11 protein-coding genes and 1 tRNA gene are annotated in these 16,312 nt (G+C 47.8%); 5 read left to right on the top strand and 7 right to left on the bottom strand.

Features of this window, described 5'->3' with window-relative positions:
* Window positions 1-154: 154 nt before the first annotated feature.
* A complete protein-coding gene (pepA, locus tag DBY68_RS11080) occupies window positions 155-1,666 on the bottom strand; it encodes a leucyl aminopeptidase (protein WP_108476200.1) in 1,512 nt (503 codons plus the stop codon).
* A gap of 268 nt (window positions 1,667-1,934) precedes the next feature.
* Between pepA and lptF the strand changes: the two genes are divergently transcribed.
* Both lptF and lptG read left to right on the top strand, forming a co-directional pair.
* On the top strand, window positions 1,935-3,035 hold the full coding sequence (gene lptF, locus DBY68_RS11070; protein ID WP_108476201.1) for an LPS export ABC transporter permease LptF: 1,101 nt from the start codon (window positions 1,935-1,937) through the stop codon (window positions 3,033-3,035).
* Window positions 3,035-4,117, top strand: coding sequence for an LPS export ABC transporter permease LptG (gene lptG, locus DBY68_RS11065; RefSeq protein WP_108476202.1), 1,083 nt, complete (start codon window positions 3,035-3,037; stop codon window positions 4,115-4,117). Before lptF ends, lptG begins: the two co-directional genes overlap by 1 nt.
* A gap of 116 nt (window positions 4,118-4,233) precedes the next feature.
* Here lptG and DBY68_RS11060 read toward each other — a convergent pair whose 3' ends face one another.
* A complete protein-coding gene (locus DBY68_RS11060; RefSeq protein WP_108476203.1) occupies window positions 4,234-5,736 on the bottom strand; it encodes a helicase HerA-like C-terminal domain-containing protein in 1,503 nt (500 codons plus the stop codon).
* A 135-nt stretch (window positions 5,737-5,871) separates the two neighbouring features.
* On the opposite strand from DBY68_RS11060, the gene DBY68_RS11055 reads away from it, so the two are divergent.
* Entirely contained in the window at window positions 5,872-7,512 is a 1,641-nt protein-coding gene (locus DBY68_RS11055) for a dihydroxyacetone kinase subunit DhaK (protein ID WP_108476204.1), read from the top strand.
* Between the two features lie 37 nt (window positions 7,513-7,549).
* On the opposite strand, the gene DBY68_RS11050 is transcribed toward DBY68_RS11055, so the two are convergent.
* On the bottom strand, window positions 7,550-8,569 hold the full coding sequence (locus DBY68_RS11050; protein WP_108476205.1) for an NAD(P)-dependent alcohol dehydrogenase: 1,020 nt from the start codon (window positions 8,567-8,569) through the stop codon (window positions 7,550-7,552).
* A 220-nt stretch (window positions 8,570-8,789) separates the two neighbouring features.
* Between DBY68_RS11050 and DBY68_RS11045 the strand changes: the two genes are divergently transcribed.
* Both DBY68_RS11045 and DBY68_RS11040 read left to right on the top strand, forming a co-directional pair.
* Window positions 8,790-8,874 (top strand) — tRNA-Leu (locus DBY68_RS11045).
* A 198-nt stretch (window positions 8,875-9,072) separates the two neighbouring features.
* Window positions 9,073-10,335 carry an integrase arm-type DNA-binding domain-containing protein gene (locus DBY68_RS11040; RefSeq protein ID WP_108476206.1) on the top strand — a complete coding sequence of 421 codons (1,263 nt, stop codon included), beginning with the start codon at window positions 9,073-9,075 and terminating at the stop codon, window positions 10,333-10,335.
* A gap of 83 nt (window positions 10,336-10,418) precedes the next feature.
* Here DBY68_RS11040 and DBY68_RS22775 read toward each other — a convergent pair whose 3' ends face one another.
* Genes DBY68_RS22775 through DBY68_RS11025 form a run of 4 tightly spaced genes read right to left on the bottom strand, consistent with a single transcriptional unit; the run spans window position 10,419 to window position 16,242 of the window.
* Window positions 10,419-11,165 (bottom strand): hypothetical protein, encoded by a 747-nt coding sequence (locus DBY68_RS22775; RefSeq protein WP_146745457.1) that lies wholly within the window; start codon window positions 11,163-11,165, stop codon window positions 10,419-10,421.
* 14 nt (window positions 11,166-11,179) lie between these two features.
* On the bottom strand, window positions 11,180-12,244 hold the full coding sequence (locus tag DBY68_RS11035) for a hypothetical protein (RefSeq protein WP_108476207.1): 1,065 nt from the start codon (window positions 12,242-12,244) through the stop codon (window positions 11,180-11,182).
* A 9-nt stretch (window positions 12,245-12,253) separates the two neighbouring features.
* Complete coding sequence (locus DBY68_RS11030) at window positions 12,254-14,542, bottom strand: sensor histidine kinase (RefSeq protein ID WP_108476208.1); 2,289 nt, start codon at window positions 14,540-14,542, stop codon at window positions 12,254-12,256.
* The gene (locus DBY68_RS11025; protein ID WP_108476209.1) at window positions 14,539-16,242 is read right to left on the bottom strand and encodes an N-6 DNA methylase; all 1,704 of its coding nucleotides are present in this window, start codon (window positions 16,240-16,242) and stop codon (window positions 14,539-14,541) included. Before DBY68_RS11025 ends, DBY68_RS11030 begins: the two co-directional genes overlap by 4 nt.
* Between the last annotated feature and the right edge of the window lie 70 nt (window positions 16,243-16,312).

Below are 16,312 nucleotides of genomic sequence, written 5' to 3'. Positions count from 1 at the left end.
TCTTGTGGTGGATTTAAATGTGTTGGACCCCTCACCCTAACCCTCTCCCTCAGGGAGAGGGGACTGACAGTGCAAAGTTCAAAGACCTGCTCTGGTTTTCTCCCTCTCCCTGAGGGAGAGGGCGGGGTGAGGGTGTTTCCCTTAAAGCCTTAATTTACTCTTCGCCGTTAAACCCGGCGCGATTAAGCAGGAACTGCGACAGCAGCGCTACCGGGCGGCCCGTGGCGCCTTTGGCTTTACCGGAGCGCCATGCGGTACCCGCGATATCCAGGTGAGCCCAGTTGTACTTACGCGTAAAGCGCGACAGGAAGCAGCCCGCGGTAATCGCGCCGCCAGGACGGCCACCGATGTTTGCCATATCGGCAAAGTTCGACTCCAGTTGATCCTGGAACTCATCGGCCAGCGGCAGACGCCATGCGCGATCGCCCGCCTGCTCAGACGCGCCAATCAGCTCGTGCGCCAGCGGATTGTGGTTCGACATCAGGCCCGTGATGTGATGGCCCAGGGCAATCACGCACGCGCCGGTCAGCGTCGCCACATCGATAACCGCTTCCGGCTCGAAACGCTCAACGTAGGTTAACACGTCGCACAGTACCAGACGGCCTTCGGCGTCGGTGTTCAGCACTTCGACCGTTTGACCGGACATCGTCGTCAGCACGTCGCCCGGGCGATATGCGCGCCCGCCCGGCATGTTTTCACAGCCTGCCAGCACGCCAACCACGTTAATCGGCAACTGAAGTTCCGCTACCATCCGCATTACGCCATAGACTGCCGCCGCGCCGCACATGTCGTACTTCATCTCGTCCATGCCTTCGGCAGGCTTGATGGAGATACCGCCGGAATCGAAGGTCAGGCCTTTACCGACCAGCACGATTGGGCGGGCATCTTCGGAGGTGTTACCTTTATACTCAATCACCGACATCAGCGATTCGTTCTGCGAACCGTGGCCGACTGCCAGATACGAATGCATACCCAGCTCTTTCATCTGCTGCTCGCCAATCACGCGGGTTACCACGTTCTTGCTGTAGCTGTCTGCCAACTGGCGCGCCTGCGATGCGAGGTACGCGGCGTTACAGATGTTTGGCGGCATATTGCCAAGATCTTTCGCGGCTTTAATCCCGGCGGCAATGGCCAGGCCGTGCTGAATCGCGCGTTCACCGCTGGTCAGTTCACGGCGGGTTGGCACGTTGAAGACCATTTTACGCAGCGGACGACGCGGCTCAGTTTTATTCGTTTTCAGCTGATCAAAGCTGTACAGCGTCTCTTTTGCCGTTTCTACGGCCTGACGCACTTTCCAGTAGTTGTTGCGGCCCTTAACGTGCAGCTCGGTCAGGAAGCAAACGGCTTCCATCGACCCGGTATCATTCAGGGTGTTGATGGTTTTCTGAATGACCTGCTTATACTGACGCTCATCAAGCTCGCGTTCTTTACCGCAGCCAATCAGCAGAATGCGCTCTGACAGCACGTTTGGAACGTGGTGCAGCAGCAGCGTCTGGCCAGGTTTACCTTCCAGTTCGCCGCGACGCAGCAGGGCGCTGATATAGCCGTCGCTGATTTTATCGAGCTGTTCGGCAATCGGGGAAAGACGGCGCGGTTCAAAAACGCCGACCACGATGCAGGCGCTCCGCTGTTTTTCCGGGCTACCGCTTTTTACACTGAACTCCATGGACTACGCTCCTGAATCTTAAAGACAACGGCGGTGGCTACAGTTAGAATTGCAAGCTTTCGTAACTCATTTCCGCTGTTGCGGTGACTTCGTGTTAATCTTAACGTTATTACGGTGTTGGCACGTCAGAAGCAAGTCCTGAAACGTGAAACCGCTGAGTCATCTAATCTTAGCGATGTTTTCGACGACTCAAGAGAATAAATGACGTTTAAGCCATGAAACAAGCTATTTTCCTGCAATAAGACGGGTTTTTACGGGCGTATTTATAGTGATAATCATAAGATATCTGGTGCGGGAGACGCTTAAAAGCCAGCTTGCGATCCTCTTCATCCTGCTTCTGATCTTCTTTTGTCAGAAACTGGTGAGGATCCTCGGCGCGGCGGTAGACGGCGAGATCCCGACAAACCTGGTGCTCTCATTGCTGGGGCTGGGCGTGCCTGAAATGGCGCAATTGATCCTCCCCCTGAGCCTGTTCCTTGGCTTATTGATGACGCTGGGTAAACTCTACACCGAAAGTGAAATTACGGTGATGCATGCCTGCGGCCTCAGTAAAGCCGTGCTGATTAAAGCCGCCATGGTACTGGCGCTGTTCACCAGTATTATCGCGGCAGTGAATGTCATGTGGGCAGGGCCGTGGTCCTCTCGCCACCAGGATGAAGTGCTGGCGGAAGCGAAAGCCAACCCAGGCCTTGCGGCGCTGGCGGCGGGTCAGTTTCAGCAGGCGACGGACGGCAACTCGGTGCTGTTTATTGAAAGCGTCGATGGTAGCAGTTTTAAAGATGTTTTTCTTGCGCAGCTGCGCCCGAAAGGTAACGCGCGTCCTTCCGTTGTAGTGGCCGATTCCGGCCATCTCTCGCAGTTGAAAGATGGTTCTCAGGTGGTGACCTTAAACGAAGGTACCCGCTTTGAAGGTACCGCGATGCTGCGTGATTTCCGCATTACCGATTTTAAAGATTACCAGGCGATTGTCGGTCATCAGGCAGTGACGCTGGATCCGAACGACACCGATCAAATGGACATGCGCACCCTGTGGAACACCAACAATGACCGCGCGCGCGCTGAATTCCACTGGCGTATCACGCTCGTGCTGACGGTGGCTATTATGGCGCTAATGGTGGTTCCGCTGAGCGTGGTCAATCCGCGTCAGGGCCGTGTGCTGTCGATGCTGCCGGCGATGCTGCTGTATCTGGTTTTCTTCCTGCTGCAAACCTCGCTCAAATCAAATGGCGGCAAAGGCAAGCTCGACCCGGCAATCTGGATGTGGGTGGTGAACCTCTCCTATCTGGCGCTGGCGATCGTGTTGAACCTGTGGGATACCATCCCGATGCGTCGCTTCCGTGCGCGTTTCTCGGCTAAAGGAGCGGTGTGATGCAGCCATTTGGTGTTCTTGACCGCTATATCGGTAAAACCATCTTTACCACCATCATGATGACGCTGTTCATGCTGGTGTCGCTCTCCGGCATCATTAAGTTTGTCGACCAGCTTAAAAAAGCCGGGCAGGGGAACTACGATGCGCTGGGCGCCGGGGTGTATACCCTGCTCAGCATGCCAAAAGATATCCAAATCTTCTTCCCGATGGCCGCCCTGCTGGGGGCGCTGTTAGGTCTGGGGATGCTGGCGCAGCGCAGTGAACTGGTGGTGATGCAGGCTTCCGGCTTTACGCGTATGCAGGTGGCGTTGTCCGTAATGAAAACGGCGATTCCGCTGGTACTGCTGACCATGGCGATGGGCGAATGGGTTGCTCCGCAGGGCGAGCAGATGGCGCGTAACTACCGTGCGCAGGCGATGTATGGCGGTTCGTTGCTCTCAACCCAACAGGGGATGTGGGCGAAAGATGGCCATAACTTTGTTTATATCGAACGGGTGAAAGGTAACGACGAACTGGGTGGGGTAAGCATTTACTCCTTCAACCCGGAGAAACGTCTGCAGTCCGTTCGCTACGCGGCCTCCGCGAAATTTGATCCGGAAAACAAGGTGTGGCGTTTGTCGCAGGTGGATGAATCTAATCTGACGGACAGCAAGCAAATTACCGGCGCGCAAACCGTAAGCGGCACCTGGAAAACCAACCTCACGCCTGACAAACTTGGCGTGGTGGCGTTAGACCCGGACGCGCTTTCCATCAGCGGCCTGCACAACTATGTGAAGTACCTGAAGTCGAGTGGCCAGGATTCTGGCCGTTATCAGCTTAATATGTGGAGCAAAGTTTTCCAGCCGCTCTCCGTGGCGGTCATGATGCTGATGGCGCTGTCGTTCATCTTCGGCCCGCTGCGTAGCGTGCCGATGGGTGTGCGTGTCGTCACCGGTATCAGCTTTGGTTTTGTGTTCTATGTGCTTGACCAAATCTTCGGCCCGTTGACGCTGGTCTACGGCATCCCGCCAGTGATTGGCGCGCTGCTGCCCAGCGCCAGCTTCTTCGTGATTAGCCTCTGGCTGATGATGCGAAAAGCATAACGTTTTGAAAAAGGGAGCGAAAGCTCCCTTGTTGTTTCCGGCTAACCTGTTGCTCTGAACCGTCCCCTCTCCCTGCGGGAGAGGGCCAGGGTGAGGGGAACAGACCGCACAACCCCTTACCGCCGTCTTCCCCCGAGCAAACTCCCCAGCATCCCACGCACAATCTGGTTGGTCACCTGGCGCACCGCGCTTTTCGCCGCCGTCTGCACGATGCCATCTTTTTTACCGCCGCGCGGCCCGGTAGTGCCGAACAGAATATCCTTCAGCCCGCCAAGAATACCGTCATCCACTTCAACGGCTTTGCCTTTCGCCGCAGGCGCATTGGCCTGCTCGGTGCTCGCCTGTACGCCTTTTTGCAACATTTCGAATGCAGACTCGCGATCGACCGCATCTTCATACTTCCCGTACAACGGCGAGTTGTTGATCAGCCCGTTACGCTCATCGTCGGTAACCGGCCCCATACGTGAGCATGGCGCAATTACCATCGCGCGTTCGACCACCGACGGGCTGCCTTTGGCATCCAGGAACGAGATTAACGCCTCGCCGGTACCCAATTCCTGAATCGCTTTTTCTGTATCAAACGCCGGATTCGCGCGCATGGTTTGCGCCGCCGTTTTCACCGCTTTCTGATCTTTTGGCGTAAAGGCACGCAGCGCATGCTGCACGCGGTTGCCCAACTGGCCGAGCACCGCATCCGGAATATCCGACGGGTTTTGCGACACAAAATAGACGCCCACGCCTTTTGAACGAATCAGGCGGATCACCTGCTCGATTTTATCCAGCAGCACCTGCGGTGCATCGTTGAACAGCAGGTGCGCTTCATCAAAGAAGAACACCAGTTTCGGTTTCTCAAGATCGCCTGCTTCCGGTAGCTGTTCATAAAGCTCGGAGAGCATCCACAGCAGGCTGGCTGCGTAGAGTTTCGGCATCTGATAGAGCTTCTCGGCGCTGAGGATGTTAATGATGCCTTTACCGTTGTTGTCGGTGCGCATCCAGTCTTTGATATCCAGCATCGGCTCGCCAAAGAAATGCTCGGCACCTTGCTGCTCCAGCGTCAGCAGCCCACGCTGAATCGCCCCCACCGACGCGCTACTGATATTGCCGTACTGATTCTGAAATGACTTCGCGTTATCACCGATGTATTGGGTAATGGCGCGCAGATCTTTAAAGTCCAGCAGCAGTAAGCCCTGGTCGTCGGCGATGCGGAAGATAATGTTCAGCACGCCGGTCTGCACTTCGTTAAGATTCAGCAGACGCGCCAGCAGCAGCGGGCCGAGATCTGACACTGTCGCGCGCACCGGGTGGCCTTTCTCGGCAAAGATATCCCACACCACCACCGGATTTGCGTGCGGCTCCCAGTCCGTGACGCCAATCTTGCTCAGGCGCTCCTGAAGCTTTTCTGATGCCTGGCCTGCCTGCGCAACGCCCGTCAGGTCACCTTTTACATCCGCCATAAACACCGGCACGCCAATCTCTGAGAACGACTCCGCCATCTTTTGCAGGGTGACGGTCTTCCCGGTACCGGTCGCACCGGTGATTAGCCCGTGACGATTCGCCATTCCCGGCAACAGATTCAGCTCTTTATCCTGCGTGCGTGCAATTAGCAAAGGTGCGCTCATTTAATTTTTCCTCCATTTATCTGCGTCGAGTATAGGCAAATTGCCAGCAAAAGGCGGCAGGAAATTCTGAGCTTTGCGGCGCTTTATCCAGCGCGAACTATGCTTTGCATACGGTTTGCATTTTTTTGGAAGGTTATGTCCAGATTCTTTTATGACGATCGCAAACAGCTGGTCAACGATGCGATTGAAGGTTTAGTGTTATCCGCACCGCACGGCAACCTGATGCGGCTCGATATTGACCCGGCGATTCGGATTGTCGCGCGCAGCGACTGGGATAAAAGCCGGGTAGCGGTGATTTCCGGCGGGGGGGCAGGGCATGAACCCGCGCATGCCGGTTTCGTTGGTAAAGGCATGCTGACGGCGGCGGTGTGCGGTGATTTGTTCGCTTCGCCTAGCGTCGATGCAGTACTTAACGCCATTGTGGCGGTGACGGGTGACCGGGGTTGCCTCTTAATCGTCAAAAACTATACCGGGGATCGCCTCAACTTCGGCCTGGCGGCGGAGAAAGCCAAACGCTACGGTCTGAAGGTCGAGATGGTGATTGTCGCCGATGATATCGCGCTGCCGGACAACAAACAGCCGCGTGGCATCGCAGGCACCGCGCTGGTGCATAAAATTGCGGGCTACGCCGCTGAGCACGGTAAATCGCTTAGTGAAGTACGTGACATCGCGCAACAGGCAAGCGACAACGTCTTCAGCCTGGGCGTGGCGATGGAGAGCTGCAACCTACCGGGCAGCGACGACGCGCAAGGGCGCATTAAACCGGGGCAAGTGGAACTGGGACTGGGTATTCACGGTGAACCGGGCGCATCGGTGGTCGAAAGCCACAACAGTAAAGCGCTGATCGACATGCTGGTTAAGCCACTCAAAGCGCAGGTTGGCGATGCTCGGGTGGCGGTGCTTATCAACAACCTCGGCGGCGTCTCGGCGCTGGAGATGGCGCTGCTCACCAAAGAGCTGGCGCACTCGGTATTACAGGAACAGATTGCCTGGCTGATTGGCCCGGCGCCGCTGGTGAGTTCGCTGGATATGAAAGGCTTCTCGCTTTCGGTATTAAAACTGACACCGGATTTTGAACGCGCCTTACAGGCGGATGTGGAAACGGTAGGCTGGCTAAAACCGGTCGCCTTCGCGCTGGTAAAAACCGTCAAACACAGCAAAGTGTACGATGACCTGGACATTCGGCCGTCCGATAACCCGACGGTTGCCGCACGAGTAAGTCAGATAGTTCAAACGCTTATCCAACTGGAGAACCGTCTGAACGCGCTGGATGCTAAAGTCGGCGACGGCGACACCGGCTCCACCTTTGCGCTGGGCGCGCGTGACATCGCTGACCTGCTCGACAAGGGCGAACTGCCGCTTAACAACAGCGCGCAACTGCTGCAACTGGTAGGCGATCGGCTTGCTACGGTGATGGGCGGTTCCAGCGGCGTGCTGATGTCCATCTTCTTTACCGCTGCCGGGCAATCCCTCCAGCGTGGCGACGCGCTGGCGGATGCGCTATTGAAAGGGCTGGCGCAGATGAAACAGTACGGCGGAGCCGATCTCGGCGACCGCACGCTTATCGACGCCCTGCAACCGGCGCTGGAGGCCCTGCGTGACAAAGATCTGCCTGCCGCCGCTCATGCCGCAAAAGCCGGGGCCGAGAAAACCGCGTCCATGCAAAAAGCAGGCGCGGGGCGAGCGTCGTACGTCAACAGCCAGAACCTCGCAGGTGTGACCGACCCGGGCGCTGTGGCGGTGGCAGACGTGTTTGCCGCACTGGCAAAAGGCTAAACGAGAGAACCGGCGGCAGAACGCCGCCGGAATGGCATCAAAAATCAGCCTTCAGCACCACACGGTAACGGGCTTTCCCGTCGCGCAGATGCTGCAACGCATCGTTAATTTTCGACATGGGGAACAGTTCGGTCGTCGGCGTCACGCCGCTACGCCCGGCAAACTTCATCAACTTACGCAGTTCGGCCGGGTTACCCGTTGCCGACCCGGAGATACTGCGGTCGCCGCCAATCAGCGTAAAGGCGGGCACCTGCAGCGGTTTCAGCACCGCACCAACCGTATGGAAGTTACCGCCAGAGGCCAGCGCTTCGAAGTATGGCTGCCAGTCGAGGTCAACGCTCACGGTGTTGATAATTAAGTCGAACTGGCCCGCCAGCGCTTTCAGCGCTTCCGGATCGCGGCTGTTCACCACGTTATCGGCACCCATCGCCCGCACTTCCTGCTCTTTCGACGGATTGGAGCTGAACGCAGTCACTTCCGCACCCATCGCGCGCAGCAGTTTGATAGCAATGTGCCCAAGCCCGCCAATACCGATAACCCCAACGCGGCTGGTGGCCGTCACGTGATGCATCAGCAACGGTTTAAAGACGGTGATACCGCCGCACAGCAGCGGGCCTGCGGTTTCGATATCGATGTTCTCCGGTAGCGGGATCACCCACTGCCAGTCTGCGCGCAGCTTATCGGCAAAGCCACCGCGATTCAGAATGGTCGGCAGCGACCCTTCCGTACAGTTGATCTGATTGCCGCTGATACAGGCATCGCAATGCCCACAGCTACGCGCCGTCCAGCCAATGCCCACGCGCTGGCCCACTTTCAGGCCTTTATTCTGCGCAGCGCTACCCAGCGCCACCACATGACCAATCACCTCATGACCCGCAACCAGCGGATACTGGGACATACCCCATTCGTTATCGATCATCGACAAATCGGAATGGCAGACCCCGCAGTAATCAACCTGAACTTCCACATCTTCCGGCAGAAGTTCCCCCGCATCGTACTCCCAGAGTTCCAGAGTATCGCCCGCATTTTTCGCGGCGTAGCTTTTGATGATGGACATCGTACTTCCCTCACTATGGTGTTGAACTGACAGTGTAGAGCAAGCGGCAGGGCGGTGCTTAGCGGAATGGGCCAGGAAAATGGTTTGGTGAAGGGCAAAGAGTGTGACCAGGTTCAGGGAACGCTGATTTTTTCAACACTTAGCGCGCAGAACGCGCGGTGCCGCTTGCAAGGTGGCGTGCGACAGGTATAATCCACTCGTTTTCCGCATACCCTTCAGTGCCGAAGTGGCGAAATCGGTAGACGCAGTTGATTCAAAATCAACCGTAGAAATACGTGCCGGTTCGAGTCCGGCCTTCGGCACCATCGGAACATCAATAGACGTCAACGGACGTCTTTTTTTGTGCCTGAAATCCAGTATCCGCAAGGCTTTCCTCGCTTTTTCACTCAACCTAAGTCAACCTGATTCAATCTACATCAACTTACTGATGCGGGTACAACTGCGGGTATATCCCGGTTCGATAATGTTTGTACCCACACAGGACCCTTGAAAGGATACTCATCATGGCTCTGAGTGATGTGAAGGTTCGTTCGGCTAAGCCTGAAGCAAAAGCCTACAAACTAACTGACGGTGAAGGCATGGTTTTGCTGGTTCATCCTAACGGTTCCAAATACTGGCGGCTTCGTTATCGTTTTGGCGGTAAAGAAAAGATGCTGGCTTTAGGGAAATACCCCGAAGTCTCGCTGGCGGATGCCAGGGCACGCAAGGATGAAGCCCGTAAGCTGTTAGCTAATGGCGTAGATCCAAGTGAGAACAAGAAAGCCATTAAGGTAGAGCAGGAGCAAGAGGCGATAACGTTTGAAGTTGTAGCCAGAGAGTGGCACGCCAGCAATCAGAAGTGGTCGGCATCGCACAGTGCTCGTGTATTGAAAAGCCTCGAAGATAATCTCTTTACTGCCATCGGTAAGCGGAACATTGCTGAATTGAAGACACGGGATCTGCTTGTACCCATCAAAGCGGTGGAATCATCCGGACGACTCGAAGTTGCGGCTCGTTTGCAACAGCGGACTACCGCGATTATGCGCTTTGCTGTGCAGAGCGGTTTAATCGACTACAACCCTGCACAAGAAATTGCCGGTGCGGTTGCCACGGCGAAAAGACAGCATCGTGCTGCTCTGGAACTTAACCGCATACCTGAATTACTTCACCGCATCGATCGCTATTCTGGCAGGCCGTTAACCCGGCTGGCGGTTGAACTCACTTTATTGGTCTTCATCCGTTCAAGTGAGCTGCGTTTTGCCCGCTGGTCAGAAGTGGATTTTGAAACGGCCATGTGGACTATCCCCGGTGAGCGTGAAGCGCTGGACGGTGTTAAACATTCACAGCGTGGTTCAAAGATGCGGACGCCCCATCTTGTTCCTTTGTCGCGGCAGGCTCTGGCTATTATGGAAAAGATCAAAAGCATTAATGGGAACCGTGAACTGATCTTCGTAGGAGATCACGATCCGCGTAAACCCATGAGTGAGAACACGGTGAACAAGGCTCTACGAGTGATGGGCTATGACACGAAAACGGAAGTTTGTGGACATGGTTTCAGGACAATGGCATGTAGTTCTTTGATTGAATCGGGATTGTGGTCGAGGGATGCGGTGGAGCGGCAGATGAGTCACCAGGAGCGTAGTTCTGTACGGGCAGCTTACATCCATAAGGCGGAACATTTGGGAGAACGCAGGTTGATGTTGCAGTGGTGGGCGGATTATCTGGATGCAAATCGAGAGAAAGGAGTGGGGCCGTTTGATTTTGGGAAAGGTAATGCCAAAAAATAAAATATATCTAACATAAAATGCCAAAGCGTTACCAGTAACTTAAAATAGGTGACGCTTTAGCACTTAATTACTTTCATTGTGATTTATATGAAAACGTTATGGGAGCAAAGTCTTTCGTATAGCGTTTGTTTACGAGTTCGTTTTTTCATTGAAGAAAAATATATATCATCCCAAATTTTATCATTCTCTAGAACAATATTTCTCCAGCGAGGGTTTTGAAAAGCAGATGTTATTTCCGTATTTATTTGACTAAATATTAAATTTAAGGTTTGTATTAAATCTAAAGGAAGAGTTGGTATCCTTGGTAAGTCAATGCTACTGATTAGTTCATATTGATGTTTAGATTTTTGTTGCTCCTGAATATTTCCACCGTACTGAAGATGAAATACAGGACGATCACCATTGATCTGTTCCGCATCAATATCAAAATGAAAACGCCTAATAATATAACTTTTGCCATTATCCATCCGGCATAAGGAAAAACCATCTTCAGCAGTCACATCGCAATTGGGTTCTGCAATAATACATAAGGAAAGTGCTTGGTAAAAATTTCCAATATTGTCGAACTTTATCTCCCCACCGATAGATATATGTGCACATGGTATATGTTTACAATTGATTAAATCAATCGCATTGATTTCGAATGGCCCAAATGGAATGTTAAACTTCTTTAGTTTTGAACTGGATGCTAATTGTTGTGTGTTTGATCTAATTCGAGAAATTATTCTTGCATCTATTACCGAACCTAGCCTGGGATTATTCGATATATATTCTAGGCATTGTCGTAGGTTGTCACGATATCGAATGTAGAAAGTATTTTTATCGTTCATGCTTATGGACCATCTTATTCTATATCAAGATATAGTTGTGGTTCAAATCCGACGATATCGTCACTAAATTCCCCGGCGGTGCTACATGCCCAATGACAAGGAAAATCTTGACCACTATCTTTATCTGTAGCAACTGTTTCAGGGTAATGTTTATTGCATACCGGGCAAATTGACCAATGTTCTTGGGGAATATTCATTTTTGTAGGAATAGATTTCCAGGGTTCAGCACCCCCGTCACCTTCAAGTATGTCAATGGCTACGTTATAGCATTGCTGTGCCCACCATTTTTCTGGAAAACTTTCATGAAATATCCCAGTATACCTTTTTTCGATAAACAATTCCTTTAAAGGAGTATTTTTTATATGGCCATTTTCAAAATAGTCTTGTGTAACACCTAAAAGGGTGGCTAATTCTAAAGAATTAATCAATGGCCCTCGTTTTATTAAAAGCGTACTGTTAATCCATTTAGTGAATTTTATCAGAATGGATTCTCTATCGGCGATTTTTTGTGGTTCATTGAGGGCTAATTCATTCCAAAACTCAGAAGGAATGGCGATCTTTAAATTATTCTCTTCCTCCGCTGGAACATTTAACGCTGAAATAATTAACTGCCCGTTTTTATACTGAGTTAAATAATTTTTTAAAATCCTATAAGCATTGCAGTCACTTGCTAAAGTATCTCGTCCAATTTGTTTCGTTAAAAATCCATGAGATAATTTCTTATCATAATGTTCACTTACAGACACATCATCATCAATAAGTTGGCTTACTAAGTAGCAGGGAACGTCAGCAAATCGCTCCTTACAATAGCTTGTCATTGAATACCCTGTCCCATGGTATCTTTCGCTTTGAGTGTTACTTCCACCACTTAGTTTGTAATCAATTATTATAAGGTCAGGTGATGTTTTTATTTCCGCTTCGGTGCTTTGATTTATAAAATCGACAGGATGGTAAGGAATAATATTGAATCTTGTATCCTTATTCAGTTGATTTACTAAATCAACACGCACATTGGCTTGTGTTTCATCGGAAGAATTAAGTTCATCATCAATGAAAAAAATTTTAAATTGTTGTGTCATGATTATTCCTTAAGGTAATTGTACTTTTACAGTTGTAGCCCAACTGTCTCCGGGCTCTATAAAGTTTACTTTCCCTTTGTTTTGGGACACCATGCTTTTAACAATATTTAATCCTAATCCAGTACCTTTCCCTAATACAGCTAAATCATCGATATTTGCTGTGCTTTCTAATTGTCGATAAATTTCACCTGTAGGGTCAGTTACCAAAGGTCGGAAAACATCATCCCATAATGAAGCATCTAGGCCGACACCATTATCTGATATCGATATTATTAAATTATTTTCACGTTTAGCAATTACTTCTATCATTCTTTTCCCACTGTTTTTACTTGCCAATACAGCTTTAATAGCATTGGATAACAAGTTGACTAGAATGGAGTAGAAGGAAGCTTCAGGCATTAAACTTGTTTTCAGAAATTGGTTATCAATTTTTTTAACTATTTGTATGCCATAAGACTTAGTAATAAACGAAAACCCATCACATACAGAATTTATTGCATCGAAAACTCTAATCTGTTTTTGCTCAATTTTGTGTGTTGATGAAAATATACCAATCAACTTTTCTAAAGAAACAAAATCTTCCCTGGTTTGACGCATTGAAGATGCTATTTCTGCAAGCCAATCGATATCAATATTGGCCTTTTTATTATTTACAATCCATTGTTCAATACTACCAGCATTTGTATCTAGTTTTGATACTAGTCCTCGAAACTCGTGAGCAAAAACAAAAAATAGTGGACCAGCAGATGCAATGGAACGTAATAGATTCAATTCCTTTTCATTGACACTAAATTCTGTAGATAAGAGTTCTGTAGCTTTTGCTATAGTTTGGTCTTGAGGTAATGGTAACGGTGTATTTGGCTTGCGTTCATAATTGACAGCATTGCGAATAATTTTAAATGCTTCTGAAACCCGAATCTCTCTATTAATTTCTTTATCTAAAGGTTGGATATCAGCAAGAACTTTATCAAAGTCAGTTCTTATTCTTTCCGCTTCTTCATCGGCATATAGAAGTTTAAAAGAAGAGAATTGTATTGTCATCCATTCAATAGCAGCTCTCAAAGCTTCTTTCAAATCTTCAAAGGCTTTGTTTTCAACAAAACCTTCTCTGTTCAATTTTGTAAGAAATTTAGTACTACTGTTATTGGCATCGATTTGTACACTGCCGATTAACATTTTATTAGGAAATAAATCGAGCATTGTTCTTTTAGGGTCTAAGCCATAGCTTTCCGCTATATAACTCAATTCTTCATTATCGATTTTAGCTTTACGTCTGCCCACGTCCTTATCAAGACTTAGCCAATCATCGCCAGCTTGCCCGTATGGATATACACGAAATCCTTCACTATAAATTTTAATCCCAGCATGAACTTCTCTAATGGGCCTAATTACCTTTAAGGGTATAATATCGGGGCGTCTCAAATAACTAGTTCTGTCAGGGAAGTATGCAATGTCAAATGTTATATTAGCTAAATCAGGATACCTTTTTGACAGCTGATATGTACGTTTTCCTAAGGTTTTTGCTTCTAAAATAAGCTCTATTTCACCTTCTGAGGTTACATTAGCATTAAGTCTCCCCCATGAACCATTGAGAATTTCATCATTGAGATGTAAATTATCTCCAGATCCAAATTCATCAGAAAGGACTCTTATTTCAAACCCAGGATCTTCAATAAAACCTTCTCTCTTTATTGGGGTTGATAAAGATAGTGATGCTAATTCTTTCAAAAGACCTTTATAAGAAAATTGATTCCACTTTTCTTTAAGATCTGATAACGTAATTTTAGTTCCGGTTTGTAGTTGTTGGTCAGTAACTAAATAATGAGAAGCTTTAAAAGAGACTTTTACTAATTCACTTTCTGTTTTGAAATCTCCCCATTTAATGGTTATAGATGTTACTTCAAATGTTGTTGGGGAGATTAATTTAGTTGTTTCCAAATGAATTGTATCAGATAGTTTTTGGCAAGCAAATCGTCCTATACCTTTACTACCTGTTTTATTTCTTGCGTATTTTTCAGTAATTGGATATCTTTCTTTATTTGACGTGGATATTCGCATCCAATTATTCTTAAAATCATCCCAAGACATACCTTCACCTTCATCTCTAATAATGATTTTACTTATGTGAGATATGTCTTTGACATTTTCTAATGTTATTTCAACAAATGCAGAGTCTGCATCATAACTATTTTTTATTAGTTCCGACAGCGCAAGATAGTTCTTTGTGACTAATTTTTCACCTAATTCTGATAAAAGCCGTCCGTCGACTGAAAAACTAAGATCTTCTTCGATGATCATAACGATTCATTCCTTTCAATTTTAGTCTTATTTAACCCCATATATCGCTCTTCTCTTAATGTCTCAACAGCAGATGAGAATAATTTCATAGTCTTTGGGGGGATATTTAATGATTCGATGATTAATTGATCTATAAACCTCTGGGCCTCTTCAAATAGCCCTGTGGATATCATTTTATCCAAAAAAACGGAATGTGAGTTGAAATTTGATACAAGATCAGGTGTCAGTAGAATCTTGATTTTTTTAGCTGCGCTTGGTTCCAATTTTAGCACGCCTGATCCATATGCCCTGCCTTCGATTTCCGCAGAAAGTTGTGAAAATGATGATAGCATTGATATAGCAACGGCTTTACGCTCATGCAAAGTAATACTATCATGAAAAAAGACCCGATGAATGGAGTTGGTACAATTTATTTTTGATATATTAATTACCATTCGTGGGGATTTATGAATCATATAAGTTAAAAAAGCATCAGGATAACGACTATCATCTGGATAATACCATAGGGGTCTCTTCGCAAAAGTTCTATTATTCTTTCTATTTATTTTAGGGACCTTTGCGAGGTATTTTCTAATAGACGTATTTTTTAAGCTTATATCACAAGGGCTAACAAGATATGCCTTGTGATTTTCTTTTTGAGCTCTTTTATGTCTAGCTTTAGTATGGATTAACCCAGTTAATAAGGAGAATCTCCCAACTACAGGTTTAAGGTCTTCATTTTGAAGATTATTCGCTTTAACCGTATTTTGATCAATTATGAATGAATTATTATCACCTGTAACCATACCAATAACTATTTTGCATAAGGAACCAAGTGACACTGATACTTCTGATGTGATGATTTTTTCAAACTCAAGTAGAGTATTAGTTGATATTAATGTGGATTTATAGTTATCACTTATTACAGAGTTGAGTGATATGTCTTTACATAAAAGTTCTAATTCATCAGCCCCATGTACAGAAGAGTATCCAATATTCGCTGCTTGTTTTTTTTCTCTCGTGAATCCATCTGCAAATAATATTACTGATACTTCATCTGCATCTTCTTTCTGAAAGAATCTCTCATTTAATTTTACGACTTTAAGTGTAGAGAAATGATTGCTGAATACTTTTAATACCGATTTTGCATAGTCAGCGTGTAAGAGACTACTCGGGAGTACCCAAGCACATCTTCCACCATCTTTAATAAATGATAGACTATGTAAAATAAAGAAAGCCCAAAGACTGGCATTCCTTCCTATTGTACTTCTGGCAAATTCTGATTTTTTCAGTAATTCGAAACAACTCTCTTTTTGAACCTTGGACATATTATGCAATGAAACATAAGGAGGATTCCCTAGCACGACATCAAACTCAATTGGTTTAAAATCTGCAGTTGAGACTTGTAGAAAATCTTTATAAAGAAAATGCTTGTTAATGTTTGTATATTTCCCTATTTTTTCAGAAAGAAAATTAAAAGCTGTGGGATCAATATCTACTCCGAAAAGCTGAGAAACAGCATCGATGCTGCCTAACCCTTTTAATCTTTCGACACTTGCTTCTAAAAAACCACAACCTCCGAAACTGGGTTCTAGTACATAATCACTTGGTTTTCTCAGAGCCCATTCGCAAATTACTTTGCTTAGATTAATGGGGGTATAGTACGCACCAAGTGCTTTCTTATGCGATTTAGAATGTTTATTTATGGTTATGTTTTTCATTTATTCATCAATTATATATCGCGATGATATGACATATTCAAAAGGAGGCATTGTATATACCAATCTGGTT

The sequence above is a fragment of the Pseudocitrobacter sp. RIT415 genome (assembly GCF_003057695.2).
Taxonomy (GTDB): Bacteria; Pseudomonadota; Gammaproteobacteria; order Enterobacterales; family Enterobacteriaceae; genus Pseudocitrobacter; species Pseudocitrobacter faecalis.
The sequence above is the reverse complement of the archived record's forward strand: the minus strand, read 5'-3'. Positions and strand labels throughout refer to the sequence as shown.

Coding starts and splice junctions, on each gene's coding strand:
- pepA (WP_108476200.1), bottom strand. CDS start 1,666: ATGGAGTTCAGTGTAAAAAGCGGTAGCCCGGAAAAACAGCGGAGCGCC.
- DBY68_RS11040 (WP_108476206.1), top strand. CDS start 9,073: ATGGCTCTGAGTGATGTGAAGGTTCGTTCGGCTAAGCCTGAAGCAAAA.
- lptG (WP_108476202.1), top strand. CDS start 3,035: ATGCAGCCATTTGGTGTTCTTGACCGCTATATCGGTAAAACCATCTTT.
- DBY68_RS11025 (WP_108476209.1), bottom strand. CDS start 16,242: ATGAAAAACATAACCATAAATAAACATTCTAAATCGCATAAGAAAGCA.
- DBY68_RS22775 (WP_146745457.1), bottom strand. CDS start 11,165: ATGAACGATAAAAATACTTTCTACATTCGATATCGTGACAACCTACGA.
- DBY68_RS11060 (WP_108476203.1), bottom strand. CDS start 5,736: ATGAGCGCACCTTTGCTAATTGCACGCACGCAGGATAAAGAGCTGAAT.
- DBY68_RS11035 (WP_108476207.1), bottom strand. CDS start 12,244: ATGACACAACAATTTAAAATTTTTTTCATTGATGATGAACTTAATTCT.
- DBY68_RS11050 (WP_108476205.1), bottom strand. CDS start 8,569: ATGTCCATCATCAAAAGCTACGCCGCGAAAAATGCGGGCGATACTCTG.
- DBY68_RS11030 (WP_108476208.1), bottom strand. CDS start 14,542: ATGATCATCGAAGAAGATCTTAGTTTTTCAGTCGACGGACGGCTTTTA.
- DBY68_RS11055 (WP_108476204.1), top strand. CDS start 5,872: ATGTCCAGATTCTTTTATGACGATCGCAAACAGCTGGTCAACGATGCG.